The sequence below is a fragment of the Dietzia sp. 111N12-1 genome, from assembly GCF_001658045.1.
GTDB classification, from domain to species: domain Bacteria; phylum Actinomycetota; class Actinomycetes; order Mycobacteriales; family Mycobacteriaceae; genus Dietzia; species Dietzia kunjamensis.
The window spans coordinates 18,859-45,434 of record NZ_LSSV01000028.1; the positions used below are offsets into that span (position 1 = coordinate 18,859).

23 protein-coding genes and 1 pseudogene are annotated in these 26,576 nt (G+C 64.5%); 8 read left to right on the forward strand and 16 right to left on the reverse strand.

The genetic code is table 11. The features are described 5' to 3' along the window. Window positions 1-11: 11 nt before the first annotated feature. A complete protein-coding gene (locus AYO52_RS07100; protein ID WP_008382193.1) occupies window positions 12-899 on the reverse strand; it encodes a CoA transferase in 888 nt (295 codons plus the stop codon). Window positions 900-997: 98 nt separating this feature from the next. Between AYO52_RS07100 and AYO52_RS07105 the strand changes: the two genes are divergently transcribed. Both AYO52_RS07105 and AYO52_RS07110 read left to right on the forward strand, forming a co-directional pair. Beyond that, entirely contained in the window at window positions 998-1,636 is a 639-nt protein-coding gene (locus tag AYO52_RS07105) for a TetR/AcrR family transcriptional regulator (RefSeq protein ID WP_067715176.1), read from the forward strand. A gap of 115 nt (window positions 1,637-1,751) precedes the next feature. Continuing rightward, a complete protein-coding gene (locus AYO52_RS07110) occupies window positions 1,752-3,287 on the forward strand; it encodes a long-chain fatty acid--CoA ligase (protein ID WP_008382189.1) in 1,536 nt (511 codons plus the stop codon). Window positions 3,288-4,011: 724 nt separating this feature from the next. Here AYO52_RS07110 and AYO52_RS07115 read toward each other — a convergent pair. The 8 genes from AYO52_RS07115 to AYO52_RS07150 form a co-directional block, all read right to left on the reverse strand. After that, entirely contained in the window at window positions 4,012-5,181 is a 1,170-nt protein-coding gene (locus AYO52_RS07115; RefSeq protein WP_067715179.1) for an acyl-CoA dehydrogenase family protein, read from the reverse strand. A gap of 158 nt (window positions 5,182-5,339) precedes the next feature. Beyond that, the gene (locus AYO52_RS07120) at window positions 5,340-6,152 is read right to left on the reverse strand and encodes an SDR family NAD(P)-dependent oxidoreductase (protein ID WP_156523551.1); all 813 of its coding nucleotides are present in this window, start codon (window positions 6,150-6,152) and stop codon (window positions 5,340-5,342) included. Window positions 6,153-6,177: 25 nt separating this feature from the next. After that, window positions 6,178-7,737: a class I adenylate-forming enzyme family protein gene (locus AYO52_RS07125; RefSeq protein ID WP_067715184.1), complete on the reverse strand. Its 1,560-nt coding sequence runs from the start codon at window positions 7,735-7,737 to the stop codon at window positions 6,178-6,180. Between the two features lie 2 nt (window positions 7,738-7,739). Beyond that, complete coding sequence (locus AYO52_RS07130) at window positions 7,740-8,969, reverse strand: thiolase family protein (RefSeq protein WP_067715187.1); 1,230 nt, start codon at window positions 8,967-8,969, stop codon at window positions 7,740-7,742. 52 nt (window positions 8,970-9,021) lie between these two features. Continuing rightward, window positions 9,022-10,239: an MFS transporter gene (locus AYO52_RS07135; RefSeq protein WP_244971999.1), complete on the reverse strand. Its 1,218-nt coding sequence runs from the start codon at window positions 10,237-10,239 to the stop codon at window positions 9,022-9,024. Between the two features lie 237 nt (window positions 10,240-10,476). Continuing rightward, the gene (locus tag AYO52_RS07140; RefSeq protein WP_172812128.1) at window positions 10,477-11,607 is read right to left on the reverse strand and encodes a CdaR family transcriptional regulator; all 1,131 of its coding nucleotides are present in this window, start codon (window positions 11,605-11,607) and stop codon (window positions 10,477-10,479) included. Window positions 11,608-12,016: 409 nt separating this feature from the next. After that, a complete protein-coding gene (locus AYO52_RS07145; RefSeq protein ID WP_067715195.1) occupies window positions 12,017-13,063 on the reverse strand; it encodes a YhcG family protein in 1,047 nt (348 codons plus the stop codon). A gap of 104 nt (window positions 13,064-13,167) precedes the next feature. Then, window positions 13,168-13,503, reverse strand: coding sequence for a hypothetical protein (locus tag AYO52_RS07150; protein ID WP_253701963.1), 336 nt, complete (start codon window positions 13,501-13,503; stop codon window positions 13,168-13,170). Window positions 13,504-13,670: 167 nt separating this feature from the next. On the opposite strand from AYO52_RS07150, the gene AYO52_RS07155 reads away from it, so the two are divergent. The 3 genes from AYO52_RS07155 (at window position 13,671) to AYO52_RS18210 (ending at window position 15,300) form a co-directional block, all read left to right on the forward strand. Further along, window positions 13,671-14,231 carry a hypothetical protein gene (locus tag AYO52_RS07155; RefSeq protein WP_067715198.1) on the forward strand — a complete coding sequence of 187 codons (561 nt, stop codon included), beginning with the start codon at window positions 13,671-13,673 and terminating at the stop codon, window positions 14,229-14,231. 140 nt (window positions 14,232-14,371) lie between these two features. Beyond that, on the forward strand, window positions 14,372-14,695 hold the full coding sequence (locus AYO52_RS07160; RefSeq protein ID WP_067715201.1) for a hypothetical protein: 324 nt from the start codon (window positions 14,372-14,374) through the stop codon (window positions 14,693-14,695). Between the two features lie 263 nt (window positions 14,696-14,958). Next, window positions 14,959-15,300, forward strand: coding sequence for a hypothetical protein (locus tag AYO52_RS18210; protein ID WP_156523552.1), 342 nt, complete (start codon window positions 14,959-14,961; stop codon window positions 15,298-15,300). 106 nt (window positions 15,301-15,406) lie between these two features. Here AYO52_RS18210 and AYO52_RS07165 read toward each other — a convergent pair whose 3' ends face one another. Both AYO52_RS07165 and AYO52_RS07170 read right to left on the reverse strand, forming a co-directional pair. After that, window positions 15,407-15,979 carry a hypothetical protein gene (locus AYO52_RS07165; RefSeq protein WP_067715204.1) on the reverse strand — a complete coding sequence of 191 codons (573 nt, stop codon included), beginning with the start codon at window positions 15,977-15,979 and terminating at the stop codon, window positions 15,407-15,409. Continuing rightward, a complete protein-coding gene (locus AYO52_RS07170; protein ID WP_253701965.1) occupies window positions 15,963-16,331 on the reverse strand; it encodes a hypothetical protein in 369 nt (122 codons plus the stop codon). Before AYO52_RS07170 ends, AYO52_RS07165 begins: the two co-directional genes overlap by 17 nt. A 254-nt stretch (window positions 16,332-16,585) precedes the next feature. Here AYO52_RS07170 and mobF point away from each other — a divergent pair, with 254 nt between their 5' ends. Further along, window positions 16,586-20,092, forward strand: coding sequence for a MobF family relaxase (gene mobF, locus AYO52_RS07175; protein WP_067715210.1), 3,507 nt, complete (start codon window positions 16,586-16,588; stop codon window positions 20,090-20,092). A gap of 60 nt (window positions 20,093-20,152) precedes the next feature. Here the strand turns inward: mobF and AYO52_RS17635 are convergent, their stop codons facing one another. Then, window positions 20,153-21,082, reverse strand: a complete 930-nt coding sequence (locus AYO52_RS17635; RefSeq protein ID WP_082923840.1) for a LysR family transcriptional regulator — start codon at window positions 21,080-21,082, stop codon at window positions 20,153-20,155. A 95-nt stretch (window positions 21,083-21,177) separates the two neighbouring features. On the opposite strand from AYO52_RS17635, the gene AYO52_RS07190 reads away from it, so the two are divergent. Both AYO52_RS07190 and AYO52_RS18215 read left to right on the forward strand, forming a co-directional pair. Next, entirely contained in the window at window positions 21,178-22,683 is a 1,506-nt protein-coding gene (locus tag AYO52_RS07190) for a malate:quinone oxidoreductase (RefSeq protein ID WP_067715218.1), read from the forward strand. A 42-nt stretch (window positions 22,684-22,725) separates the two neighbouring features. Beyond that, a pseudogene (locus tag AYO52_RS18215) lies at window positions 22,726-22,897 on the forward strand (integrase core domain-containing protein); the annotation flags it as partial. Between the two features lie 13 nt (window positions 22,898-22,910). Here the strand turns inward: AYO52_RS18215 and AYO52_RS07195 are convergent. The 4 genes from AYO52_RS07195 to AYO52_RS07210 form a co-directional block, all read right to left on the reverse strand. Continuing rightward, window positions 22,911-23,633, reverse strand: a complete 723-nt coding sequence (locus AYO52_RS07195; RefSeq protein ID WP_067715221.1) for a hypothetical protein — start codon at window positions 23,631-23,633, stop codon at window positions 22,911-22,913. Beyond that, window positions 23,630-24,181 (reverse strand): hypothetical protein, encoded by a 552-nt coding sequence (locus tag AYO52_RS07200; RefSeq protein ID WP_156523553.1) that lies wholly within the window; start codon window positions 24,179-24,181, stop codon window positions 23,630-23,632. Before AYO52_RS07200 ends, AYO52_RS07195 begins: the two co-directional genes overlap by 4 nt. A 137-nt stretch (window positions 24,182-24,318) precedes the next feature. Then, window positions 24,319-24,825: a DUF4913 domain-containing protein gene (locus AYO52_RS07205; protein WP_067715226.1), complete on the reverse strand. Its 507-nt coding sequence runs from the start codon at window positions 24,823-24,825 to the stop codon at window positions 24,319-24,321. Then, on the reverse strand, window positions 24,822-26,555 hold the full coding sequence (locus AYO52_RS07210) for a type IV secretory system conjugative DNA transfer family protein (protein ID WP_067715229.1): 1,734 nt from the start codon (window positions 26,553-26,555) through the stop codon (window positions 24,822-24,824). The genes AYO52_RS07205 and AYO52_RS07210 overlap by 4 nt, the downstream gene beginning before the upstream one ends. Between the last annotated feature and the right edge of the window lie 21 nt (window positions 26,556-26,576).

The window sequence follows — 26,576 nt, forward strand, 5'->3', positions numbered from 1 at the left end:
CCTCAAGGTGGTCAGGTGGTGGGCGCCGTGGGCGCGTGAGTGGTCTGCGCTGTGGCCGGGTGGGCATCGCGAACGGCGGTGAGCGGGATGTCGTGGCGCGCGGCCAGATCCTCCCAGTGGGCCGTGGTGTGCGCGGCGAAGGCGCGGGTGTAGGCGGCGGATGTGCCGTCGCAATCGAGTACTTCTCTGGTGCGGGCCTCGAAGTGCGGTTCGAGTGCCCCCAGGGCGATGTGGCCGTCGGCGGTGGCATAGATGTTGTAGGAGGGCAGAGCCCCGCCCAGTGGTGCTCCATTGCCAAACAGGCCGTGCCGGAGGGCAGCCGCGGAGTCGTACGCGGCCGCGTCGAGAGTGATGCGTTGATGTCCGCCGGAGTCGTGCTGTCCCCGGGCCAGCAGCAGGGCCAGGGCGGCCGAGATGGCCCGCTCCCCACCGACGGTGTCGGCGACCGGGACCAGCGGCAGGTGCGGCGGCCGGATGGTGCCGTATCTCGCCTGATAGGTCAGGTCGTGGCCCGCGACCTCCTCGTCGGCGCCGTCGTAGCCCACGATCTCCACATGGCACAACCGCGGGTAGCGGTCGCTGAGATCGCCGAGGCCGAGTCGGCAGAACGCTGACGGGCGCATGGCGGTCACCAACACGTCCGCCGTATCGAGCAGCCTGGTCAGCTCCTCCAGGCCGCTACGACTTTTGAGGTCGGCCCGACGAACCTCCACTCCCTGTGTCAGTTCTGCGTACCAGGAGGGCGCGGCCACGGCCAAGGCGTCACCCACCGGCGGCTCCACTTTGATCACCGCTGCGCCGAGGTCACGAAGGCCTGCCACGGCCAGCGGACCGGGCAGGTTGGTAGCCAAAGAGACGACCTGTATGCCGGCCAGGGGTCGGAGCGATCTGGGACTCATTTCAGCGACTATACAAGTAGTCAGTAAACTTAGCCACTGTATAGCTTTAGCGATTGGCGCGTCCCCGTAGACTCGTTTGTCGACCGAAGGGAGACCGCGTGGACCGCCCCGCCCAGCACTCCGGCGACCAAGATCTCACCGCCAAAGCGCGAATCCGCAACGCCGCTCTCGAGCTTTACGCGGCCAACGGCGAGGACCGCACACCGATGCGGGCGGTCGCGGCCGCCGCCGGGGTGACTGTCGGGCTGGTGGTCCATCACTACGGGTCCAAAGACGGCCTCCGCGAGGCCGTGGAGCAGATCGTCGTGGAACGTTTCGCGTCGGCTCTTGCTTCGGCGCCGACCGAAGAGTCCGGCGAACAAATCGCTCGCGTGCGGAACGAGGCTGTCTCGGAAATGCTGGTCAGAAACCCGGAGGTGGTCAACTACCTCCGCCGGGCGCTACTCGAACCCGGTGGTCAGCGGGGGCAACTGCTGGAGCGGCTCACCGAACTCACCCACCGGGAGGTCGTTGCGATGCGCGAGACCGGCGCGGCGTCGCGAGGTCGCGCCGACTCCGTCCAGGTGGTCGACGTGATCATCAACCAGATGGGCCGGCTGTTCCTGCAGCCGCTGGTGGATGCCGTCTGGACCCACCTCGGGACCTTTACCCACACCGAGGGGCGCAGCAAGCCCGAACTCGGCGTGAGCGTGTCCGGGGGAGGAGCTGTCGATCGTTCCCACGGGTCAGCCACCTGACTCGAGTTTCACTTTCACTGAACATCTGTACAAGCATCACGCTGGCGGTTACTGTCCCTGCTGTGTCCGGGGTCACATATCCGATCCCGGAGTCATCGACACCTCAGGAGTCACCATGGCCACTCTCGGAGGCGCCCTCGCGCTCAATGCCCGCCGGCACCCGGACAAGACCGCACTGATCTTCGGCGAGAGCACCTACTCGTACGAGCAGCTCGCGGCCCGGATCAATCAGTATGCGCACGCGTTGGCGTCGCTCGGAGTCGGCAAGGGCGACAGGGTGGCACTGCTGAGCCCGAACTCCGACGCGTACATCCTGGGCCTGTACGGAGCGTTCCGACTGGGGGCCATTGCCGTGCCTCTCAACCCTCGCGTGCCGGCCCGCGAACTTCGCTACCTGCTCGAGGACTCCGGTGCGACGGTGCTGCTGTACTCCGAGGGGCTCGCGGTGGTGGTGGCCGGCCTCGACGAACTCGATCCGCTGCCGTCCGCGCCGCAAAGTCTGGTGCTGGACGAGCCCGCCGCGCAGGGCATCGCGCGGCTCGCAGACACCATGCCGACCACCGCGCCGGAAGTGGAGGTCATCGAGGACGACGACTGCATTATCCTCTACACCTCGGGCACGACCGGGCGTCCCAAGGGAGCGTTGTTCGACCATCACCGCATGCTGTGGGTGGGGAACTCGGTTTCCGCACTCGGTATGAATATCTTCGACCGGAATCTGCACGTCGCGCCGATGTACCACTGCGCGGAGCTGGTCCTGTTCGTTATGTCAGGGTTCAGCCTGGGCACCACTCACGTGGTGCTGCCAGCGTTCGAGCCCAAGGCGGTCCTGGATGCGCTGGAGAAGCACCGCATCACCGTGTTCCTGGGCGTGCCCACCATGTACCAGATGCTGCTGCAGCACCCCGAGCTCGGCACGCGCGATCTGTCCGCGTGGCGGCTGGGCTTCTTCGGCGCCGCACCAATGCCGCCGAGCGCGGCGACCAGCTTGCTCGCCACCCTGCCGCACGTGCAGTTCTTCCAGCTGTGCGGCCAAACCGAAGGCGGCCCGACCGGCATCTTCCTCACTCCGGACGAAGTACGCGCCCGCCCAGATGCCACCGGACGGGCGTCCATCACTAACGCCGAGACGCGGATCGTCGACGACGAGGGCAACGACACCGCGGTCGGCGAGCCCGGGGAGATCATTTACCGAGGCGAGACCATCATGAAGGGCTACTGGAACAAGCCCGAGGCCACCGCCGATGCGCTCCGCGACGGCTGGCTGCACAGCGGCGACGTGGCGGTCCGGGACGCCGACGGGTTTATCACGATCGTTGATCGGATGAAGGACATGATCATCACGGGCGGGCGCAACGTGTACTCGGTGGAGGTCGAACAGGCCCTCGCCGGCCACCCGGACGTGGCCGATGTGGCGGTCGTCGGGCGGCCGGACGAGATGTTCGGGGAGAGCCTCATCGCCGTCGTCACCCCGGTCGAGGGCCGCGAGGTCACCTTGGAGTCGCTCCGCGAGTACGGATCCCAGTTCATTGCGGGTTACAAGCTTCCGCGCGAGCTCATCACCCGGCCCATTCCCCGTAACCCCTCGGGGAAGATTCTCAAGCACGTGCTGCGTGATGCAATCACGGAAGGCACAGTCGCCACCAGCTAACAATCGGATAGCTCGTTAGGCTCCTCTACCAAGCCACCTGCCATTTGGCCCGCTCTGGGAGAGGTCGAGTTCGCGGGATACTCGGCATCGCCTACTGATCAGATGCCGGGTTCTGAGGTGTCGAGTTTCCAGAGCGGGCCGGGTTATGGGGCGCAGATGCGGCCAGTTCACCTGCGCCAGCCCTGGAAGAAGACCCGGCTGCGCATTCCGCACGATCGTCTAGCGACTCGCGGTATGTGCGAAAGTATCGCGAACAACGCAAATTTCGACAAAGGGCCGCAGGTAGCAGCAGTATCCGCCGTTCCGTCATCGACCTGCGTTCAACGTTCGGTAGTTGGCGAAGCAACGACTCGATGCCCGCCCACGCGCAGGTCACGTACGGTCCGAAGTCGGACGACGTGTGTGCAACTCGGGGAGTGGTCGAGTTCGCGCGATCGACAACTCAACACGGTTTACTTGTCATAACGCCTGGTTATCGGTATCGCCCTGCAAGCCTGGAACTCAATCCACCGCAATCGAGTGGCTGGAGAGCTCTCCTGAATTCGGGGAGAGTGCGGCACTAGTATTGGAGGTGTCAGTCGCAGAGCAGGCGTTGTGTAGGACTACTGCGGTGACAAACAACGTCATTGACATTGTCACGATTGACCGGGTTAACGATCTTCCAGTCCTCGTCATCGTTGAGCCTCCTTTCTGTTGACGTTATTGTGTTGGCCTCGCGGTCAGCTCAGCCGAGGATCTGACGCGCCATGACCATGCGGTTGATCTGGTTGGTGCCCTCGTAGATCTGGGTGATCTTGGCGTCGCGCATCATGCGCTCGACCGGGAAGTCACGCGTGTAGCCGGCACCGCCGAACAGCTGCACCGCGTTGGTGGTGACCTCCATCGCCACGTCCGAGGCGAAAGTCTTGGACGCGGCGGCCATGAAGCCCAGCTTCTCGCCACCGGGCGCGCTGCCGCGCTCGGCGTTGGCGGCGGCGGTGTAGACCATCAGACGCGCGGCCTGCACCTTCATGGCCATCTCGGCCAGCATGAACTGGGTGTTCTGGAAATCCGAGATCGCCCGGCCGAACTGCTTGCGCTCCTTGGTGTAGGCGATCGCCGCGTCCAGGGCGCCCTGAGCGATACCCACCGCCTGCGCGCCGATGGTCGGACGGGTGTGGTCCAGCGTCTGCAGGGCGGTCTTGAAACCGGTGCCCGGCTCGCCGATGATCCGGTCACCCGGGATCCGGACGTTCTCGAAGTACAACTCGGCGGTGGGCGAGCCCTTGATGCCGAGCTTCTTCTCGGTCTTGGACACCCCGAAGCCCTCATCGTCCGCGTGGACCATGAACGCCGAGATCCCGCCGGCGCCCTTCTCGGGGTCGGTGACGGCCATGACGGTGTACCAGGTGGACTTGCCGCCGTTGGTGATCCACGCCTTGGAGCCGTTGAGGATCCAGTCGTCACCGTCGGCCTTGGCGCGGGTGCGCATCGACGCGGCATCGGAGCCGGCCTCGCGCTCGGACAGCGCGTAGGAGGCCATCTTGCCGGCGGCGATCTCGGGCAGCACCTTGCGCTTGAGCTCCTCGCCACCGGCCAGGATCAGGCCCATGGTGCCGAGCTTGTTGACCGCCGGGATCAGCGAGGACGAGCCACAGACACGGGCGACCTCCTCGATCACGATGCAGGCCGCGACCGAGTCCGCGCCCTGACCGCCGTACTCCTCGGGGATGTGAACCGCGTTGAAGCCCGAGGCGTTGAGGGCGTCGAGCGCCTCCTGCGGGAACCGCTCGTTCTCGTCCACGTCCGCGGCGTGGGGCTCGATCTCCTTTCCCGACAGTGCGCGGATCGCGGCGCGGAACTCCTCGTGCTCCTCCGCCGGGCGGTACAGCTCGAAATCGGGGTTACAGGACATCAATCGCTCCAGTGTTGTGACTGGCCGCCAAGTGCGGGCCAGGGGAGGGGTTTGTGATCTTCTTCCGCTTGTCGCGTGGGTGCCGCGAAACTTGATCAACTGCGCCGCCACAGGGGGCGAAAGAGATAGCGGTGGTGGCCGGATTTGCGCTTGTGCGGTCAGCTCGGCGAGACGAAGCTGGCAGTCAGAGCACCGTCAACTGGCAGAACTGCGCCGGAGATGTACTTCGCGCGATCGCTGGCGAGAAACAGCGAGGCATTTGCTACGTCCCACGCCTCTCCCATATGTCCCATTGGGGTCTGCGCATCACGCTTGGCCCACATCGCCTCGACGTCTCCGTCCGAGTAAGCGTCGGCGATACCGGCTGAGCGAGCGACCATGGGTGTCTTGATGAGCCCGGGCTGCACGACGTTGACTCTCACACCTCGTGTAGCGAACTCCACTGCGGTTGTTCGGGATAGATGCTCAAGACCCGCCTTCCCCGCGTAGTAGGCCGCATAGGGAACGCCGCTCCAGCCTGCTGCCGCGGCGGACGAAATGTTGATGATCGAGCCACCGCCGGCTGCCACCATGTGGGGGATCGCGTGCCGCATGGATAGAAAGGCGCCGGTCAAATTGAGTTCGAGACCTTTCGCCCAGTCGGCAACGGCGAGGTCAGTGACACCGCCCGCTGCAGCGATCCCCACGTTGTTGTGCAGGACGTCCACTCGGCCATGGGTCCGGACCGCGGTGTCGATCACCGACTTGACTTGCTGTTCGTCGGTTACGTCGAGGCGCACTGACTCTGCGCGGTGACCTTCGGCGCGGATCATCTCGGCTGTTCGTTCTGCTGACTCGGCTGATACGTCTGCGCACACAACATGCGCACCTTCGCGGGCGAAGGTGATCGCGGTAGCGCGACCCAGTCCCATACCGTCGCCGTCGGTGCCAGCGCCCACTACAAGTGCAATTTGATGCTCAAGCTCTCGCAAAGGTTTCCCTCTCTATCCCTAGGTTCTAAATTCTCTGAGCGGTGTCTGTCCAGAATGCTTCTCGGACGTCCTTTTTGAGCACCTTCCCGTTCGCGCTGCGCGGCAGATGATCCACGAAGACGAAATCTTTCGGGGCGCGGACTGGGCCCAGTTTTGTGCGGCAGAGCTCGCGCAGTTCTGCTGAGGTGACGTCGTATCCTGGCTTAAGCTCAACGACTGCGGTTACTCTCTCGCCCCAATCGGGGTCGGGGGCGCCCACCACCGCGCAGTCCGACACGGACGGATGCCCCCAAACGACCTGCTCGACCTCTCCTGGATAGACATTGAAGCCGCCACTGATGATGAGGTCTTTTTTGCGATCGGTGAGATAGAGGTATCCCTGATCGTCGATATGCCCTAAGTCGCCGGTGTGTAGCCAGCCGTCGACGATTGTCTCTGCTGTCTTGTCGGGGTCCTTGAAATAGCCCTTCATGAGCAGATCGCCCGATACGCAGATTTCGCCTGTTTCCCCTGGCTTCAGCGTCGCCCCACTTGCTGGATCCTTGATCTGGACTTGGACGAGGGGGTACGGGCGACCGCACGACGCGAGCCTGGCATCGGTAGCCGGCTGATCTCCATCCATGTGTTCTATCGGGCGCAGGAACGAGATGGCTGCCGGGGCTTCCATCTGTCCATAGCACTCGATAAACACCGGGCCCAATCGGTCGATCCCCTCTTTGAGTTTCTCCACCGACATGGGCGCGGCAGCGTACATCAGATAGCGCAGCGAGGAGGTATCGAAGTGTTTCTGGGCGAGCACCTCGAGCAGGCGATAAACCACGGTGGGCGGCAGGAATAGCTCAGTGATCCGGTCATCCTGGATCGCCGGCAGAATGACGTCAGGCGTCGCTCGGTCTACAACGACCACGGTGCCACCACGGGCAGTGGTTTGCAGACTGAACATGCCGGCGGTGTGCGTCATAGGTGCTGCGGCGAGATTGATCGCCTCCCCCTCGCGCTCGTATTGCAGAGCCATCATCTGGTGGGCGACCATCACGCCGATGTTCCGGTTGGTGTTCATCACCCCCTTCGGCTCGCCAGTGGTCCCTCCTGTGGGAGAAAGCATCACCACAGCTTCGGGGTCATGGATGAGATCCGGGACGGAGTCCGGGGCGTCTGCGGTCCACGCATCCAAGTCGGGATCCGTGGCGCCGGGCCCCAACCCGATCATCCGCGGAGCGACGCAGCCGCTGATCTCCTTGATCTCATCGACCATGCCTGCCAGCTGGGGATGGTAGATGAGGACATCCACGCCGAAACGCGTAATCAGTGCGGCGTTCTCCGCGGGAGGGTTCCCGGGATTTAAGGGGACCCAGGGGCAGTCCGCTCGCCACGTACCAAGCACGCAGATCCACGCCTTAGGCGAGTTGGGCGAAAGAATCGCCACCGTGGTCTTACCCTCACCGGGCTCAGCGAGCAGCCTGTTGGCGATACGGCAGGAGAGTCGGCCCGCATCCTCATAGGTCCACACTTCGTCTGCGCTGCGGTAGGCGACCTTCGAAGGACTAATTGACCAGCCGCGGTCGAAGAAGTCGATTGCCGCCATCGCTACTGAGCTCCCTTGAGGATCGTGATTGCCGTGACTGCTTCCTCGCCACGATGGAAACCCCCGCCGTTCTCAGCCAAGGCAATGCGGGCTCCGGCCACCTGGCGGGGCCCGCACTCACCGCGCAGTTGCTGGGTGAGTTCAAAGATCTGAGCCAGGCCGCTGGCCCCAATGGGATGGCCCTTGGATTCCAGTCCACCGGATGGATTGACCGGTATTCGTCCTCCGAGGGTGGTCTCCCCGTTGGCTGCTGCCGCCCCGCCTTCACCCGGTGCTACCAGCCCGAGCATCTCGGTCTGGAGGATCTCTGCAAAGGCGGTAGCGTCGTGCACCTCCGCGACGTCCACCTGGTCGGGAGTGATCCTTGCACGCTTGTAGGCAAGATCCGCGATGCCCTGGCTGAGATGGCCGTCGAATGTGGTGATGTCACGGTCTGAACCGGTGCCCACAACTGAGGCCAACACCTGAACCGGCCGTGCGTCGGACAGTTTCGACAGTCCTGCGTCGCTGCAGACAATGACCGCGGCGGCCCCATCGGTCACAGGAGCGCACATGGGCACGGTCAGAGGAAAGGACAGCGGTCGCGCTTGGAGCACCTCGTCCACGGTCAGAGCCTTGCGATAGTGAGCACGCTCATTTTCTATGGAATGAGCGTGGTTCTTAGCGGCAACGGCGGCGATTTGTTCTTGTGTGGTTCCGTGTTGGCGCATGTGACTACGCGCCATTGCGGCGTAGATGTCCATGAAAATGGAGCGCTTGCCGAGGTCGGGTTCGTCGATTTCCCCACCCAGCGCATCGAGGGTTGTCTGAAGAGCTTTGGGTCTGGCCACGTCGTAGCCCATGTCGAACACGGACATCGTGAGCTCGGGATCCCCGACATTCATCTTTTCAGCCCCTGCAGCGAGTACTACATCGGCTTCTCCAGCTTTGATGTACGCGGTGGCGAGAGCGAAGGCAGAGGCGCCTGTGGCGCAGGCGTTCTCGACGTTGAACACCGGAATCCGTTGAATTCCCAGTTCACGCAGGGCGATCTCGCCGGAGATCATGGCCTGGCCTTCGAGGGGGCCGTGGGTGGCGGTGCCGTAGAAGGCGGCATCGACTGCGCACGGGCCCAGCCCGGCGTCGTCGAGGGCGTCGGTGATGGCGCTGCCAGCGAGGTCGTGAACGCTCGAGTCAGTGTGCTTGCCGAAGGTGGTCATACCGATTCCGACTATCCAGACGTTATTGCTCATGGGGCCCTCCAGGGCATGTCGCTATGTGATGTCAAGACGGGGTGCCGATCGGTCACTGCAGTGGCTTGTGGGCAGTTTCGGGCAGCCGGAGGAACACGACCGTGCTGATGACAGCAACGACGGTGACGTACCAGCCGAACAGTTCGATCCGGTTGATATCGACCAGCCAAGTGGCGATGTACGGTCCGGTGCCACCAAAGAGAGCAACGGCTAGGGCATACGGGAACCCGATGCCCGAGCCCCTCAATCGAGCGGGGAAGAGCTCGGAGGCGATAGCCGACGAGATGCTGGACCACAAGGCGATGAACACTAGTCCGGTCATTTGGACGATCAGCAGGCTTGTGAAGCTTCCCGTCAGGCTGTTGAGCAGCGGCACGGTGCCGAAGACGAAGAATAGGCCGAACACGATGAGCAGGGGTTTGCGGCCGACCTTGTCAGACAACAGCCCAAACAATGGTTGGAGCACCAGGAACACGGCCAGAGAGATGGAGCCGGTGACCAGCCCGATCTTCACGTCGAGATCGACGGTGATGCTGGCGTACGTGGGCAGGAAAGAGCTCCAGATATAGAACACAAGTGCCGGGGCGGCAGTAAGGCCAAAGACCTGGAGCGCTTGTTTCGGGTGCTCGCGGAAGAAGTCAAACATCCCGACCTTCTTGCGGGTCTCTCCCGCTGGAGCTTCCTCCAACGTCTCGGAGGCGTGGCGCCGGATCAGGTAGCCACCGATCGTGGCAAGGGCTCCGGCGATAAACGGGAGTCGCCAGCCCCAGCTCTCCATGTCCTCGGTCGACAGAGTGTTGGCAAGGACTGCGGCGACCACGATCGCAGTGAGATTGGCGACGGTGGCAGCAATGTAGAAGAAGCTGGAAAAGAACCCACGCCGCCCCTGCGGTGCGGATTCGATAAGAAATGCCGATCCAGCAGCGTACTCACCGCCGGCCGAGGCGCCCTGCAGGAGTCGGGCAATGACCAGTATGGCCGGAGCGAGGACTCCCACCTGGGCATAAGTGGGCGCAAGGCCGATCATGAGGCTGCCCACACCCATTCCAATGATCGTTGCGCTGAGCGTTGCTTTTCGACCGAACCTGTCGGCCAGCATGCCGATCACCAGTCCGCCCATTGGGCGTGCAAAGAAGCCCACGGCGAAGATCGCCATCGCGCCAAGCAGAGGTACGAGGGTGTTGTCGGTCTCAGGGAAGAACTGCGGTGAAAAGTACACCACGAGCATCGCGTACACGTACCAGTCGAACCACTCCAGCGTGTGCCCCACCGAAGCAGCGAGAAGCTGCCTGAAGTGGAACCTTCTTGCGTCCGGCCCCTTGGCCGGAGATCCTGGATCGGTAGGTGGGTGCGCCTGCCGACCTTGAACAGTTGACACAGCGGCTCCAATCTCATAGGCAGACGGTCCCCGGAGGGAAAACGTCGCGGGATGCCACAAGTCTGAGACTCAAATCACACGAAAGCTACGTGTGCAGTACCAACCGCGCTCTACGGATCTCGTATCCAGCTACGAAAGCCTGGGCTTGCGGTAGAGTAGGAGCGCGAGCTCGACGATGGTATCCGTAGATTCCAACGAACAGCCCGTCACTTCCTCGAACCTGGACAGTCGGTACCGCAAGGTGTTGACGTGGATGTACAGCGATTCAGCTGCCTTAGGAATGCTGCGACCGTGAGCGAGGTAGGCCTCAAGGGCCTCGGGAATCAGCTCTTTGAGAGCTCCCGACACATCGAGGGGTTCGAGATACCGCTCTCGCAGAACTTCCAGGGTGGCTGGAATGCGGGATACGGCCATCCGCCACCCGAGTGAGTCAACAGTGACCACGCCGCTCTCGATAGTCCCCTCAGCGGCAGCAAGAACGTCCTCGGCCACAGTGAAAGACTTCATTGCCTCGCTTAGTGCGCGGGGAGGCCCTAATGCCAGCGTTCCGAGGGGAAAGTCGGTGGGTGCTTCGCGAAGAAGGCCGATGAGCCGGCCTTCGGACGGCAAGATCAACTCCTCGCGGTCACTGGCAAGTCGGCTGCGAATTGCTTCGAGTTCGTGCACTGGGTGTGCAGAGGTGCAAAAAGCTCGATAGGTCATGTCGCGGGGCAGGTGATACATGACTGCGCCCTGGTCGATCTGCGCAGCCGACAGGCTCCCAGTTAGAAGGTCGTGAAGCCACGAGTCTCGCCGTCGCCGCTCGGCGAGGGCCACCTCGAGACCATGGGTGCGATAGGCAACTGCCGCTCGTGCAGAGAATGCATCGCTCAGCTTCCACAACAGACCAGTCATCCACACGATGTCCCGCTCTGGAAGGCCGCACTCCTCAGCGAGCACAACAGCCCTATCGAGGATCCCCGTCATGGAGACGCGAAACCCTGCCAAGATATCTTCGATCGGCAACCCGGCCTGAAGTCTCTGCAAGGTAGCCGTTTCGGCCTCCCATATATCGCCAGGCGAGGGGACCTCGCGTTTGCGTAGCGTCTGCACGGACAGCCGAAGATTTCGTCGAACGCTGTCCTCAAGTTCGGTATCGGCGGTGGCCCGATAAGATTCGAGCTCTTGCCGAACCCTCTCGATGGTAGGGCCGATCATCGTCTCGTCGAGCTCAAGCGAACGAATAAAGGCACCTATACGTTCCGGGTCGGTAGCTCCCACCATGGCGAGACTACTGGCCGGTCGTTACTGACGTCGATAACGACTGGGCAGGTGTTTCTCCAGGATGGAGCCCTCGTCTGTCGTGGGGCTTGGATGAGAGCCGACTGTTCGGGTTGAGAGTGCTGGTCAGAGGCAGGGCGAAGGGACGGAGTGATGATTTATGCAGGATGAACGGTTAGGCCAGCTGTACCCCGGCGTCCGTGCCGAACCCGAGTGGTCAGGTCGTCCGAGGCGGTCTGCCCCTTGGGGGGGCTGTATCTCGAATTGCGCCCGAGGGGACCGCTGGAGGCTCGGCGAATGATTCATCCGACGCAATACGCAGACTACTAGTTTACATAATATAAGTTATCGGCGTTCACATAGGGGCAGGTGGAAGACCTATTGGGGCCACGGTGTGCTCCAGCTGTGTTTACGGGTGGTCCTGGTCGTCCTCGGTGATCTGGTCCAGGGCTGCGGTGAGGTCGTCCTCGCTGGGGAGTGCTTCCTGCTCTGCGGCGGGCAGGCTCGCGTAGCTGAAGGTCGAGACGGCCAGCGGTGCACCGGCCTGGTTCAGCGCGTAACGGACGACGCGATCGTTGCGGCTGCCGCAGACCAGGATTCCGACAGTCGGGGCATGCGCGGCGCGGCGCAGGCGATCCTCGACGAGAGCGACGTAGAACTGCAGCTGCCCGGCGTGTTCTGGCTTGAACTTTCCGGTCTTGAGCTCGATGACGACGTACCGCAATTGCTCGACGTGGAAGAACAGCAGGTCGGCATAGAAGTCCTCGCCCCCGACGTCGAAGTGCACTTGCCTTCCCACGAAGGCGAATCCCGGCCCGAGCTCGCGCAGCGTATCGACGATCCGGTCGGTCAGGGACTCCTCGAGTTCCCGTTCGGCGACCTCGCCGGACAGATCCAGAAAATCAAGGATCAGCGGGTCCTTGGCGATCTGCTGGGCCAGCTCGGAATCGTGCGCAACAAGCTGTTGCGCAAAGTTCGACGGAGCCGCCCCGGTGCGTTCGAGGGCGCTGCTGGCGATCATGTTGGCCAGCACGTTGCGCGACCAGCCGTGCTCGACGGCCGCGGCGGCGTACTTGTCCCGATCGTCCTGGGCGCTGAGCTTGTCCAGCAGGACAGTCACGTGCCCCCAGGGCAAGTACGCAACAGGGTGTTGCGTGATTGGCCCGGCGGGCCAGGCGCCGGCGAAGGTCGCCATGTACTGCAGGTTCCGGGCAGAAAAGCCCTTCATCTGGGGGAACTCGGCCCGAAGATCCTCGGCGAGCCTGCGAATCACACCGCTGCCCCACCCGTGCCGGGCACTCTCCTTGCGCACAGCCTGCCCGAGGGACCAGTACAACTCGATCAGCTGGGTGTTGACCCGTCGCTGCGCCGTGACCTGTGCTCGTCGGACCCTGTCCTTGAGATCCTCGACGAGGCGCCCATAGTTGGGTGGCAGGTCCAGGTCCCGGGAGTTCACCCGCCCATCCTGACAGGCCCAGCCCTGAGACCCAGCAAGCTGGTCGGTAAGAGGCTGACGATGGAAGGGATGGCCCGGTCGCAGTGGCCGGGACACCCCTGATCTCAATCATTGCCAGCTGGAAGAGCCTTCACCGTCTCGCTCAGGACCCAGCCGAGGCCGCCGCCGATGAGGCCGGCACCGATGGCACCTCCGGCCACTATCGGCAGGGTCGCCGACGACGCCAGAACAGCGACTCCGGACAGTCCCAGGCCGGTCACGCCGGACGCGATGCCGACGAACTGCCCCGGCAGGCCAATGTGATGTCCGCGAGCGGCAAGCGTAGCGACCACCACGGTCACCGTGATCGCGCAGTGCGCGTACACGCTCAGCGTGAGCTCGGCAATTGTTGGATCCACGATCTTCTCCCCGTTCAGTAGTTGGCACGTGGGATTGTCCACACGACTCGTGACGCCCCGTTTTGTTCGCCGCCAGACGCCTGGCGTCTAAGTAGCGGTCAGCGCTTGATCCTCGACATGGGTGCGGGCGTCCTCTAGAATGGGTAACGATGGAAACAGGAACTGTTACTTGTTACCTGTTACCCAATACTGAATGTGGAGAGGCTGCCATGTCGTCGTCGGAGAAGATCGCGCACGCGTACGGCGTGCTCGTCGCGCGTGGGGACAAGGTCACCGTGCGGGCGGTGCAGAAACAGGCGGGGGTACGCATCGGCGAGGTGGCGGCGTGGATGCGCGAGCACGCCGCGGGCGCAGCGGGAGACGTGCCGGAGGCCCCGGACTTGTCTGAGCCGATGTCGGCGATGGTGGCGTCGGTGTGGGCGGCGGCGTGGAAGCGGGCGGCGGAGCAGGCGGATGAGGCCACCGCGGTGGCGCTGGATGCGGCGCGCGCGGGCGAGGCCGACGCTCTCGCGGCGGCGGAGACGGCTACGGCGCAGCGAGCAGACGCCGACGCGGCCAGGGATGAGGCGGTCCGGGACGCCGAGCAGTTGCGCGCCGAGCTGGCCCATGTTCGCCAACAGCTGGATGAGGTGCAGCGTGAGGCAGAGCAGGCGCGCGTCCAGGCCGAGGAGGCCGACCGCGCCCGGGTGCGGGCCGAGGCCACGTCGGACACCTTGCGTGAACTGTTGGATGCGTTTCGTTCCTCCGGACAGGCCGACGATGACACGTAGCGATCCGCTCCGTGGTGGCCTTTTCGTGTCGGACCGGGTGAGCACACTGTCAGAGCAGGACAGGCAATGAGTAACCGGCTCGGAGCTTCGCTAGGTGAGTTCGGGCCATGACAGCCGGAACACCAACCCGGGAGGACGTCATGTGGGATCTACAGACCGCAATACAGGCCGGGGCGGTGGTCGCTGTGGCATCACTTCTGATGCCGCCGCTGGCACGCGGCATCGGGGGCATCTGTGCGGTGATCGGGTTCTGTGGGGTGGTGCAGTCGAGCTCCTGGGCGCCGACGGTGATGGCGTTGGGTCTGGTGGCGTGGTTCGTCGGGCACTGGTCGTTCGCGGTCCGTCACGATGTGGTCTACCGAACTAACCTCGGGCGCATCGTTATCGACAAGACGCCGCTGAAATGGACGATTCCGCGCTACTGGCAGTTGCGTGCGCAAGCGAGGAACCAGGGGGTCCAGTGACTGCGAATCTTCCGCTGTGCTGCCTGATAAAACTCGCGCAGAGTGTCGGATTTCGACTCTCGCAAGTCCAGTCTGGGGGCCGGGCGCAGTTGTACGTCTGGTGCACCACGAAATCTAACGGTGCGCCTGGCGATGTTGTCTACATCGGTAAGTCGGAATCTACGGACCGAGTCTCCAATGAGACACGGTGGTCGGCTCTTGACCCGCACTCTGCGGAAGAGGTCTACGGAGGGTTCGCGAACATCGCCCGTCGCAATCGGGCAGTGTCGATCCCGATCGCCGTTGAACCTGTGCCAGGACGAAAGGACGGCTTCGATCCGGCGACGTTGCTGGAGACGATCAACGGGTTAGAAGGCGCGTACTACGACCGCCTACGCGAGCGGGCACGAAGTGAAGACGAGTGGACCATCCCGGACATCGAGACGGTCTTGATCCGGTTGGCAGTCAGGTGCGGCGTCCCCATCGCCAACTCCGCCGGCACCGGACTGTGGATCAACTGGATTGGCGATCTACGAGATGCAATGGCAGTGGTTGCCACGGATGCCGTAAGGGCAGCCGAATGGCCCATGCAGTTGGACTGCCACGGATGCAGCGGTGAGGTTTAGAACGCGCGCGTCGAGTGGCGAACCGCTGACACATCCCGAATCCCCAGAAGCGTGAAGGCCCCCGCCACATGGCGGGGGCCTTCGCTTGCGTTGACTGTAGCTGGTTTCAGAACAGTGGTGGCTCGTCTAGTGGTGAGGTGTTGCCGCAGGCGCGGGCGTAAGCGTACGGGTTCCAGCCGCCGGTGACCGCGTCGCGGACGGCGAGGGAGCGGGCGTGCCGGTCGTGGCGTTCGGTGGTGTTGCGGATGATGCCGGTGCGTCCGCAGGCGACCGCGTAGAGCAGGTTCGCCGATTGGGTTGAGGCGATGAGATGGTCCGGGTCTACGCGCACGCACAAGGGTTCGTTGCAGCGGTGCTCACCGATCGCCTCGGCGGTCAGTTGGCCGGCGACTAGGAGGGCGAAGCGGTGCGCGTACTCGGTTCTGCTGACGCCGCCTTGTCGCCAGGTGATCCGTCCGTACCCGTCGGAGATGGCGCCGGTCCAGATGTGGCATCCATTGCCCGGGGCGCGCACGACACGGGACTCAAACGCGGCGATCGCTGCTTCGGTCGGAGGCAGTGATGAGTCGTACGGCCTGGACCGCCTCGCGGCAGGCCGGGGCCGGGGACGGGCGTCCATTCCCGGCAGCGGGATGTCCTCGAACCATCCGCCGGAGACGGGCTCAGTGCTGTTGGTCACCGTTGGTGTCCGCCGAGGTCTGATCCGCCGCTGGCGTGTCACCGCTGTCGGCATCGTTGACCGTGTCGTCGGTGTCGGTGGTGTTGTCCTTGGCGGCGCGGATCGCCGCCCCGACCTCGCGGGCGGACAGGCCGGTCATCTCCGCCAGATCGGCCTGCACCACGCCCAGGTCCCGAAGCTCGACCAGCGCCTGACCGAGGGCGATCTGCGCGTCATCGCGGGCATCGATCGCCGAGAACACCGCGACCAACTTGGCCTCACGCTTGCGTGCCCGCTCCAGCTCGTCGGCCATCGCCTGACGAGCCCTGGCCCGCGCGGTCTGTGAACGTGAATCAGTCTTGGTAGCCGCCATGTAATCGACCCTATTGCCCCACCCATCGTGCCGCAATGCCCAACCACCATGCCGCCGTCATCGTCGCGCCGTCCTGGTCCCCGATCGCCGCACCACATCTAGCACCGGCCGTGCTTAATCATCCTCGCTGTCGCTCGCTTAGACAGTCTCACACAGTATGCACTTCTAGTGAGAGACGGGTAACACCTGGTCACAGGCCTGCGGCGCTCGGCGCGTAGACGCGCCCAGTTGGGGCGCATACGCTGGCAGGTGTGATGACCCTCCGAGCAGTACACGCGGGCACTGGATACCAGTACCTGCTGCGCTCGGTGGCCACCCACGACGCCGACCCGCAGGGGAAGTCTTTGTCGGACTACTACGCCGCCAAGGGCACCCCACCCGGGCGGTGGATCGGCTCAGGACTAGACGGTCTGAGATCGGAATCAGCCACCGCAGGGGCAGTCGTCACCGAAGCTCAGATGGCTGCCCTATACGGCGAGGGTCTGCACCCGGACACCGACGAAAAGATGCTCACCGGGACCGCGTTGAAGCATTGCAAACTCGGCCGATCATTCCCCCTCTATACCGGCGGCGTCGATGTCCTAGACGCAATCGCCGCGGCCGAGCGGGACTTCCTCAGGACTGAGAATCGCCGCCCGACCACGCTCGAGCGGAGCGAGATCGCCGAGCAGATCGGCAGGCCGTTCTACACCGAGAAGTTCGGATACGAACACGCTTCCGGCAAGGACGTCATCGCCTGGGTCAACCGCGAACGAGACCAGGTCAAGCAAGCGGTGGCGGGCTTCGATTTCACGTTCTCTCCGGTGAAAAGTGTCAGCGTTCTGTGGGCGCTGGCCGACGAGCAAACGTCGGCGAAGATCGCCGCGTTGCACCACGAGGCCGTCGCCGAAGCGCTGGCTTGGGCCGAGGACAATGCCGTCTACACACGGGTCGGCAAGCAGGGCATCGAGCAGGTCAAGACTCGCGGAGTTATCGCCTCCGAGTTCACTCACTTCGATACCCGTGGTGGGGACCCGGACCTGCACTCGCACGTTCTGTTGGCCAACAAAGTGCAAGGCCCGGACGGGCGCTGGCTATCACTGGATGGACGTGCGATTTTCCAGATGCACCAAGCGATCTCGGCGCGGTATGACGCGATCCTGCACGACAAAATGACCCGCCGTATGGGCGTGGAGTTCACCGCCCATCACCCTCAGCCCGGGAAGGCCCCGATCTGGGAGATTGCCGGAATCGACCGCAGATTGATCGCGATGTTCTCCTCCCGGCGCACGCTGGCCCGCCCCGTCTACGAGCAGCTCGTGGCCGAGTACGTCGCCACCAATGGCCGGCAGCCCTCGCAGCGTGCCAGCTACGCCCTGTGGCAGAAAGCGATCCTCGACACCCGCGATGCCAAGAAGCCCGCGCAGTCGCTAGATGAGCACCGAGCAGCATGGAAAGCGGCTGCCGTCGACCGTGTTGGTGCCGAGGTGGTCGAGCAGCTCGTGGCCGCTTCTACCGCCGCTGACACCGAGGCGAGCCGCGAGAGGTTCGACCCGGAGCAGCACACCGAGAAGGTGGCCGAGCTCGCCATCGCCAGGGTCACCGACGCCCGCGCCCACTTCCGCGCCTCGCACCTGGACACCGCCATCTCGACCGCTCTCAAGGGCTACCGTTTTGCTTCTGAGGACGAGCTGGAAGCCGCGCACCAGGCGGTGATGGACCACGCCATGAACACCCTCGTCGTGCCGCTGACTCCCCCGGAACCACTGCTTCTTCCGCCTGCTCTGATGACCGAACGCGGTAGGGGAGTCGACCGGCACGCCAACTCCGAGAAGTACACCACCGACGCAGTTCTGCACGCCGAGACGGCGGTGCTGGAAGCGGCCCGAACCCCGGTCGCTGTCATCGCCACCGAGGCCGCAGTAGACAACGTCCTGGCCGCCCACGAGAAGCGCGAAGGGTGGTCGCTCAACCCCGGCCAGAAGGCCCTTGCCAAGCACTTGGTGGGCGTCGGGACACTGGTTGCGGCAGGGGTCGGTCCGGCCGGAACCGGCAAGACCGCATCCATGAAGGTCGTCGCCAAAACCTGGCAATCTACGGGCCGCAACATCATCGGCCTGGCCCCCTCAGCTGCGGCGGCGAGTGTGCTGGCCGAGGACATTGACGCCCCCGCACACACCATCGACCTGTTGACCTTCACCTGGCGCGGGCTCAACCCCAACGCCCCCGGCAAGACGCTGTCGGCCCTGCCCGTGGACATCAAACCCGGCGACATGCTGCTGGTCGATGAAGCCGGAATGGCCAGCACCGAAAACCTCGCCGCGCTGACCGAGATCGCCCACCAATCCGGGGCGGTTCTGCGCCTGATTGGCGACCCCTACCAGCTGTCCGCTGTGACCTCTGGTGGCCTGTTCGCCGACGTTGCCCGGACCCCCGGCACGGTCGAACTGGAGCAGGTGATGCGCATGGGCGCAGACACCGAGCAGGCCGAAGCAACGCTGGGACTGCGGCTGGGAGAGACTGCGGCTCTGGATCTGTATGACGGTCGCGGATGGGTGACCGGGGGCCACCGGGAGTCCATGCTCACCGACGCCGTCCAGGCCTACCTCACCGACCTCGATTCCGGGCGAAGCTCACTGATCATCGCCTCCCGAAATGAGGACGTCGACACCCTCAACGAAGTTATCCGGGCAGGCAGGATCGCAGAAGGCATTGTCGATGACACCCACACCAGAGGCGTGTCCCGCGGGGACACCGTCGGTGTTGGAGACATCGTGATTGCCCGCCAGAACCAGAAGCTGTTCACCGAAGACAGTAAGTACCTCGGGCGGGTGATCAACGGGCAGCTGTTCACCGTCACCGGACTGGCCGAAGACGGCTCCCTGATGGTCAAAGACCAGAACACCGGGTCCGACATGCTCATCCCGGCCGACTACGCGGGAAAGAACATCCACCTCGGGTATGCGGCCACCATCCACCGCTGTCAAGGCGCGACCGTGGACACCACCCACGCCGTCATCGACACCAGCGTGGACCGTGCCGGACTGTACGTGGCCATGACCCGAGGAAAGAAGGAAAACCGCGTCTACGCGGTGTGTGAACCCGACCTCGATGTGGCCGCTGAGGACGGTCACATGCACTCGGCCGGCGATCGCGAAGCACCCACCGCCTCCGAGGTTCTGCACACCGTTCTGGCCCGCGACACCCGCCAGATTTCAGCGATCCAGACCCTGCGCACCGAGTACGACCAAGCCACCGACCCCGACCGTGTGGAAGCGCTCTACCGCCACGGGGCCGAGCTCGCCGCCAAGGCCTTCACCGCCCAAACGCTGCCCGACTACCTCGACGCCCTGCCCCGCGCCTTCTCCCCCACCGACGAGCTCCAGGACGAGATCGCCCACGCCTGGACCGAAGCCGTCCTTGCCGGCCTGGACCCGCGCGAGCTATGGGCCGAAGCCACCAACAACCTCGAGGACGCGAAATCGCCCGCCGCAGTCATAGCCCACCGACTCCGTCACGTGACCCGAGAAGCCGGCAACGCCGACGAACTGCCCGCCGCGGCCCCCAACATCCTCGGCACCGACACCGAACTGACCAGGTGGCTCACCGACACCCGAGCCACACTGACCGACCCGCCAACAGAAGCACCGGACAGGAATCTGTTCGTGGAGTCCTACCTTGAGCACCGGGACGCCGAACACGACAACGACCCGGACGCAGATGCATCCGGGCCGTCGTGGAACTGGAGTTCCAGTATCGACTCATCCCCCGACATGTGGTGACAACCACTGCCCTGGGTTAGCCGTTGCCGGTCATGAGGTTGGTGACAGCGGCTGAACCGATCAGCGGCCGGCTCGGCTGTATGCGGTAGATGCGGGGACGTCGCGTGAGCCGAGGCGGTGGAGTAGGAAGCTGCTGAGGCGACGGGTGGAGGGTGCTTCGGTTGTGGCGCCCCAGGCAAGGGTGATGTCTCGGTGGTATCGGGACCCGGTCAGTGGCAGTTCGGACAGTCCCGGAGGTATCCGTTCGTCGTGAGGGAGCAGAGCGATCCCGAGGCCGCGGCTAACCAGTTCACGGATAGTGGCGAACTCGGTTACCTCGAATGCGATGTCAGGCGTGTAGCCCGCTTCTCGGCACCAGGTCTCGGTCAGTTGGCGGAGGTTGTAGCTGGGTGGGTTGGCGATGAACGTTTCGTTCTTCAGGTCTGCGAGCCGGACGTGTTTCAGCGCTGCGAGGGGGTGATCATCGGGGACCGCGACGTGGATCTGCTGGGTGCCGATGCGCACGTGCCTGAGCCGTTCGGGCGCGGGGATGACGACTGCCAGGTCGAGATCACCCGCGAGAAGATCCGCGCTCAGCGCCGATCCGTGTGCCTGCTTGAGGAGAACCTTGATGCCGGGATGGTGGTGCCGGAATTCGGCAAGTAGGTCGGGAACGCGTCCTGACCCCATTGTCAGAGGGAACCCGAACCGCACGGTCCCTTGATCGGGGTCGGCTTCTCCGGTCACGTCATCGATTGCCAGGTCCAGTTGGCGCAGTGGCTCACGCACTTGCTGTGCCAGTCGCTCGGCGGCCGCGGTGAGGCGGACGATCCTTCCGTCGTGGATGAGGAGCGGAACGTGCAGTTCCACTTCCAAGGCGTGAATGCGACGGCTCATTGATGACTGAGGGACGCCGAGTGCGGCGGCGGCCTGGGTCATGTGGCCGTTGCAGGCGGCCAGTTCCACCAGTGCCCGCAGCTGCGGAGCCAGCCGATTTGTCCATTGATCCATAATCGGATTGTAATGGCGCATTCATTCATTGGACGGAATGACCGTTTCGGGCGAATCTGGACGCACTGATCCTCTACTTCGGGAGCGTGTGTCACATGGGGAAAGTCTTGAACGCCGGGCCGGGCTCTTGCGAGGAGCTCGATGCCGACGTCGTCTTGATCGGCGGCGGCATTATGTCCGCAACACTGGGATCGATGTTGGCGGTTTTGCAGCCCGACTGGCGGATCATTGTGCTGGAGAGGGCAACTGGGTTGGCCACCGAGAGCAGCGGGCCCTGGAACAACGCTGGTACCGGACACTCCGGGTTCTGCGAACTCAACTACATGCCCGACCCCGCAGACGGCCGTAAGGCGTCGACGGTCGCGCAGCAATTCCACCTCAGCCGCCAGTGGTGGGCCCATCTAGTGCACAAGGGACTGTTGTCTCCAGACGCCTTCATACACGCCACCCCGCACATGGACGTCGTCTTCGGTCGCCGCGACATCGCCTACCTGCGGCAGCGGTTCGAGACATTGACGACCGATCCGCTGTTCGACGGGATGGCCTACACCGAGGATCCCGCCACTATCAGCGAGTGGGCTCCGTTGGTGATGGAGGGACGCACCGGTGACGAGCCAATGGCAGCCACTCGCCATCCTGGCGGAACCGACGTCGACTTCGGCGCGCTGACGGAAGGGTTGACACGTATCGTCACCGACGCCGGCGGGCAGATACTGCTCGAGCACGAGGTGCGCTCGCTGCGCCGGTCCCCGGATGGAGCCTGGGTTGTCGGCGGGCGCACTCGTGGCGGCAGGTTCGAAGTACGTGGGCGACGGGTGTTCGTCGGGGCAGGCGGAATGGCGCTGCGTCTGCTGCAGCGCGCTCGTCTTCCCGAGATTCGCGGGTACGCCGTGCTTCCCGTCGGGGCCGCCTTCTTCCGCTGCTCGGCACCGGACGTCGTCGCCCGCCACGAAGCCAAGGTCTACGGCCAAGCCGCGATCGGAGCGCCACCGATGTCCGTGCCCCATCTTGACCGGCGTTTCGTCGATGGGACCGGGCACCTGATGTTCGGGCCCTACGCGACCTTCAGCACCAAGCTGCTCAAGGAGGGTCGACTCACCGACTTCTTCACCACGTTGCGCTGGCACAACCTGCACGTCATCGCGGCAGCACTCATCCAGAACCTGTCATTGATGCGCTACCTTCTCGGCGAACTCGCTGCCCGGCCCCGAAAGAAGTTCGCCAAGCTGCAGCGCTTCTACCCGAGAGCAGACATCCGCCAATGGGAACTCATACCCGCCGGGCAGCGCGCGCAACTGGTCACACCCGACCACCGCCGCATCGGAGTGCTTCAACAGGGAACCGAACTCGTTGTCGCCGACGACGGCACCATCGCGGGTCTCCTCGGCGCCTCCCCTGGGGCATCGACCGCAGTTCCGATCATGCTCGACCTGCTTCAACGGTGCTTCCCGGTCCAGTGGCAGGCATCCTGGAGCGCCGTTGTGAACGAGGCGGTCCCCGGGCATGAGCCTGACATGGACTGGGGCGCCCGCACCGTCACTGAGTCGGCCACGACAACTGCTTCCGCACTGCAACTCGAGACGAGGAACCACGGCCGATGACGCATTCCAACGCCCCGCCCACCATCGAAGGCCGCCACCTACGGCAAGGTCGAACGCTATAACCGGATCCTCGCCGAGGACTTCCTCTACGCCCGCGAATGGACGTCAGAAGCCCCCAGCGATCCGCGGCTCTCAAGGCCTGGAACATCACCTACAACTACCAGCGACCCGACTCCGGACCGGTGTCACCAACGTCATGGCCTCATCCAGTTAGCGCTGGATAGCCTCTACATTTCAGGCCCAACGCGAAAAGACTGGTTCGCCAAATTTGGCGGCGAGGCGAAGCCAGGACCGGGATCGTCGTTCCTTGCGTCAGTTCGGTGGCTCAGGTACGACTCGGTGAACTGGCTGGCGATGGCAGATGACCCAGAATCAGGTGCGGGAGCGTTCGTGGGAGACCAGGAGGCCGGCGGGGCAAGCGTGCCACTTTTGATCGCATCCCCAACAGGCTGCATCAGAGCGTAGCGATCGTCTCTCGTGGTGCCAGTAACCCGATTGAGCCGCTTTGCGATCACGCCAAGTGCACGCTCGCCAAGAAGATCAGGATCGTCGAGTCGGATGTGCTCAATCGGAACGTCGATCTTTATCTCGGAAGAGTGCAAGTACACGCTGAATACGCCGGAGTACATGGCATCATCCAGGGCTTTCCACTGATCGAACCCCATTTGATCGGGCTCGCCGTAGTTGTTGAGGTCCACTGCGATCTCACTGACCGCGGACCGGTACTCGAGCCCCCTGGCGACGGCTTCGGGAGTCCTGGTGTCGAGCAGGCCCATCAAGCGGTCCTGCCTGACACTCATGAACGAGTAGTGGAACCGTGTGTCGCGGAAGAGGACACCCCAGGGGTCCTCGGGGTCGTGCGGCATGACCGTCAACGGGGAGTCGGCCGCCGCCAGGGCATCGGCGAGGTAGGTCCTCATCTGGTCGTTGCCAAACGCCTGTGCGCTCATAGCTCTTCGACCTCCGGGGCTGTATCGACGGACACCGCAGCGCTGTCGAAGGTGGCAGCGGCGGGCTGAGCTTCCTGATCGGACTGGGCGATGAGCTGGGACGGTGTCTGCGTTCCTACGCCGGTGTCGATGACGTCCGCGACTGCCGGCGAGCCGCCGACGGCGGCCACCTCGGTGTGCAGCAGCTCCTCGGTGAGGCCGACCCTGCGCTCGCCTGCGAGGTCGGCGGTATCGGCCGCCGAGAGGCCGGGGGTGTCGGTGATCGCCGCATCGAACACGCCGGCCAGCTCGTACTCGGTGATCTCCAGGGTCACCGCTGCGATCACCGCCAGGGTCCAGAAGTCCGGGTCCGGTCCTGAGCGCTCGCGTGCGCGGCGAACGGCCTCATCGCGCTCTTGCTCGGCCTGGGTCCGATCGAGCTCTGCCTGCCGGCGCGCTTCCTCCGCTGCCTTCACCAGCCGCCTTCGCTCCAGCTCGGCGGCGATCACTTCTCGCCGCGCCTGAGCGACCTCTTCGGATACGCCGGCATCTGCGCGAGCGGTCTCCACAACGAGCGATCCGACCGAGTGTTGGCGGGCGGAGTGCTCGCCGAGCGAGCGAGTCCGCGGCGGGTACGGATTAGCTGCTGCGCCCACGCGGGCGTGACGGATCAGATCGGCGACCACCGGGTCGCTGGGATGCGAGCTCATAGCGTGCCTTCCTCAATGGGGTCCGATTTCAAGGGCTTGCCCGGTTGGTGACCGGACGTGCAGGCGACCATTGGCGAGCGCTCTCCCGTCAGGAGTGGCATGTGGTGGTCGCCGATCGTGCGGAGGAACACCTCATCGCAGGTGGCCGGGTCCCGGCGGGCCAGTGACTCGTACGCGAGCCACATCGAACGGATGCGGAATCGGACAGAGCGGTGCGCCCACCAGCGCGAGCACCACTTCTGGCTCATGCCCGTCGACTCGTAGGCCAGTCGCAGGTAGTCGTCGAAGAAGGCGAACTCGTCGGTGAACCGCAGGATGGGCGGCACGCCGAGCTCAGTCTCGGCGAACCGCTGGACCTCCCTCTCCACGGTGCGGGCAAGGTGGTCGGTGAGGCCGGGTGTTGCCAGAACATCCTCTACAGCAGCAGGTAGCGACTCTTTGGCCACCGCCGCGAGGGTCTCACCGAACGCCTCGACGATCTTCTTGTCGAACAGGTGGCTCACGCTGCGGCCTCTTCGGTCTTCTCGGGGGCGGAGGGAAGGTCCTGGTGGTCCCACCGGACCATCCGGGCCAGGATGGGGCGCCGGCCGGTGGCCAGGACGATCATCCGCCCGAACGGTAGAGCGGCCAGCTCGGCGGCGGTGATGGTCTGCTTCTCGACCGTCTGGGTCGACACGGACCGTCCGCGATCGCTGCCGCCGCTGGAGATGGAGCGTTGCTGTTCGGTGTGGGTGCCGATGAGATGGGCCAGCTCGTCGAGGAATCGGTAGTCCTTGTGGCCGGGGCCGATGACGACGATCGCGGCGGCAGACCACAGCTTCTTCATGCCCTGCTCGCCCCACACTTCCACGCCCTGGGCGTAGGACTGGAGCACGGTCGAGCAGATGATGCCTCGGGAGCCGAAGGTCGAGTAGTAGTCGGGAAGCCTGGGCCACCGCACGATGTTGGCGATCTCGTCCAGGGCGGCGGTCACCGGCACCGGCAGGCGCGAACCGGGGCAGGTGTCGGCCCGGTCGACCAGGGCCTTGAACACCGCGACGGTCAGGATGGACGTCACCGGCCGGCCGATCGGGTTCTCCTCATCCGAGACCAGATACAGCGTGTCGGCCTCGGAGTTTGCGAAGGCGACCGGGTCGAAACGCTGGGCACCGGCCTGGGGGGTCAGCCACCGCACGATCTGCCTGCGTCCCAGGCAGGAGATCATGTTCTTGGCCGCGGAGAACACGTTGGAGCGGGTACGGGGCTCGGCGTTGTACTTGCTGGCCAGGTCCGCAGCCTGCGGCTTCCACTGACTGTCGGCCAGGATGTCGACCGGGGTGGCGTCCTCGAGATTGGAGACCCATCCGTAGACATCGGTGATGGGACGGTTCTTCATCGCCGCTGCCAGGAACAGCGAGGCGAGCAGGTCCACGGCCTGGGAGTAGAAGTACGCGTTGGGGTCGCTGCCGGCCTCCCCGCGGGCGGTGGCGGCGTTGAAGATCTCGGCGAGCTCCTCGGCGTTGCCGTCCCACCACTGGTCGCGGCGCACGAAGTCCAGCGGATCGAAGTACCACTTGGAGGTGTCCAGCCCGACCGCCTTGTCCTGCGGGTCGAGCACCCAGACACGGCCGAGGAGCTGACGGAACGGCATCGTGGCCTCGATGACGTCGCGCTTGCACGAGGTGGAGATGCAGATGCCCGGGGCGCGGCGGATCATCGGGATGATGCGGCTGGAGGTCTTGCCCTGGCGGGGACCCCACAGATCCAGATGCAGGTCTTCCCACCCGCCCCAGAGATCTTGGCCGGAAGCGACCTCCTTGCCGATGTACACCCCCGGGATCTGGGTGGTGTCGCCTCGCTCGCGGTTGGCGCGGACCACGCTCTTGGCCGACAGTGACTTCACGTCAGCGCGGCCCGCCAGGTGCTTGGTGATCCCATCGACGCGGGTCCTGCGGCCCTGCCGGCGCCCGACGAGCGCCGCCACCACGGCCACGATCACAACGGCGATCACCACCAGGGCCACGGCGACGACCGTGGCGCCGGTGGTCCACTGCACCTGCCCCTGGGCCAGGTCGATCACCGCCACCGCGGGGTTACCGGGAACCTGTTGACCGGTGGGGGCGATGGATTCGCCGAGGGCGATACTGCCCCACACCGCAATCACCGCGGCCGCCACCACGCCCATCATGACCAGCGCGATCGTGGGTCCGGGCTCGCGGGTCTGGGACGTTCGTGCCAGGTCTTTGCCTGCCATTGTTGCCTCCCTGGTGTGATG

Bases quoted from the DNA above. Each gene is read 5' to 3' on its own strand.
- AYO52_RS07130 (WP_067715187.1), bottom strand. From the start codon at position 8,969: ATGAGCAATAACGTCTGGATAGTCGGAATCGGTATGACCACCTTCGGC.
- AYO52_RS07155 (WP_067715198.1), top strand. From the start codon at position 13,671: ATGTCGTCGTCGGAGAAGATCGCGCACGCGTACGGCGTGCTCGTCGCG.
- AYO52_RS07110 (WP_008382189.1), top strand. From the start codon at position 1,752: ATGGCCACTCTCGGAGGCGCCCTCGCGCTCAATGCCCGCCGGCACCCG.
- AYO52_RS07160 (WP_067715201.1), top strand. From the start codon at position 14,372: ATGTGGGATCTACAGACCGCAATACAGGCCGGGGCGGTGGTCGCTGTG.
- AYO52_RS07125 (WP_067715184.1), bottom strand. From the start codon at position 7,737: ATGGCGGCAATCGACTTCTTCGACCGCGGCTGGTCAATTAGTCCTTCG.
- AYO52_RS07170 (WP_253701965.1), bottom strand. From the start codon at position 16,331: ATGGCGGCTACCAAGACTGATTCACGTTCACAGACCGCGCGGGCCAGG.
- AYO52_RS07190 (WP_067715218.1), top strand. From the start codon at position 21,178: ATGGGGAAAGTCTTGAACGCCGGGCCGGGCTCTTGCGAGGAGCTCGAT.
- AYO52_RS07210 (WP_067715229.1), bottom strand. From the start codon at position 26,555: ATGGCAGGCAAAGACCTGGCACGAACGTCCCAGACCCGCGAGCCCGGA.
- AYO52_RS17635 (WP_082923840.1), bottom strand. From the start codon at position 21,082: ATGGATCAATGGACAAATCGGCTGGCTCCGCAGCTGCGGGCACTGGTG.
- AYO52_RS07100 (WP_008382193.1), bottom strand. From the start codon at position 899: ATGAGTCCCAGATCGCTCCGACCCCTGGCCGGCATACAGGTCGTCTCT.
- AYO52_RS07115 (WP_067715179.1), bottom strand. From the start codon at position 5,181: ATGTCCTGTAACCCCGATTTCGAGCTGTACCGCCCGGCGGAGGAGCAC.
- mobF (WP_067715210.1), top strand. From the start codon at position 16,586: ATGACCCTCCGAGCAGTACACGCGGGCACTGGATACCAGTACCTGCTG.
- AYO52_RS07195 (WP_067715221.1), bottom strand. From the start codon at position 23,633: ATGAGCGCACAGGCGTTTGGCAACGACCAGATGAGGACCTACCTCGCC.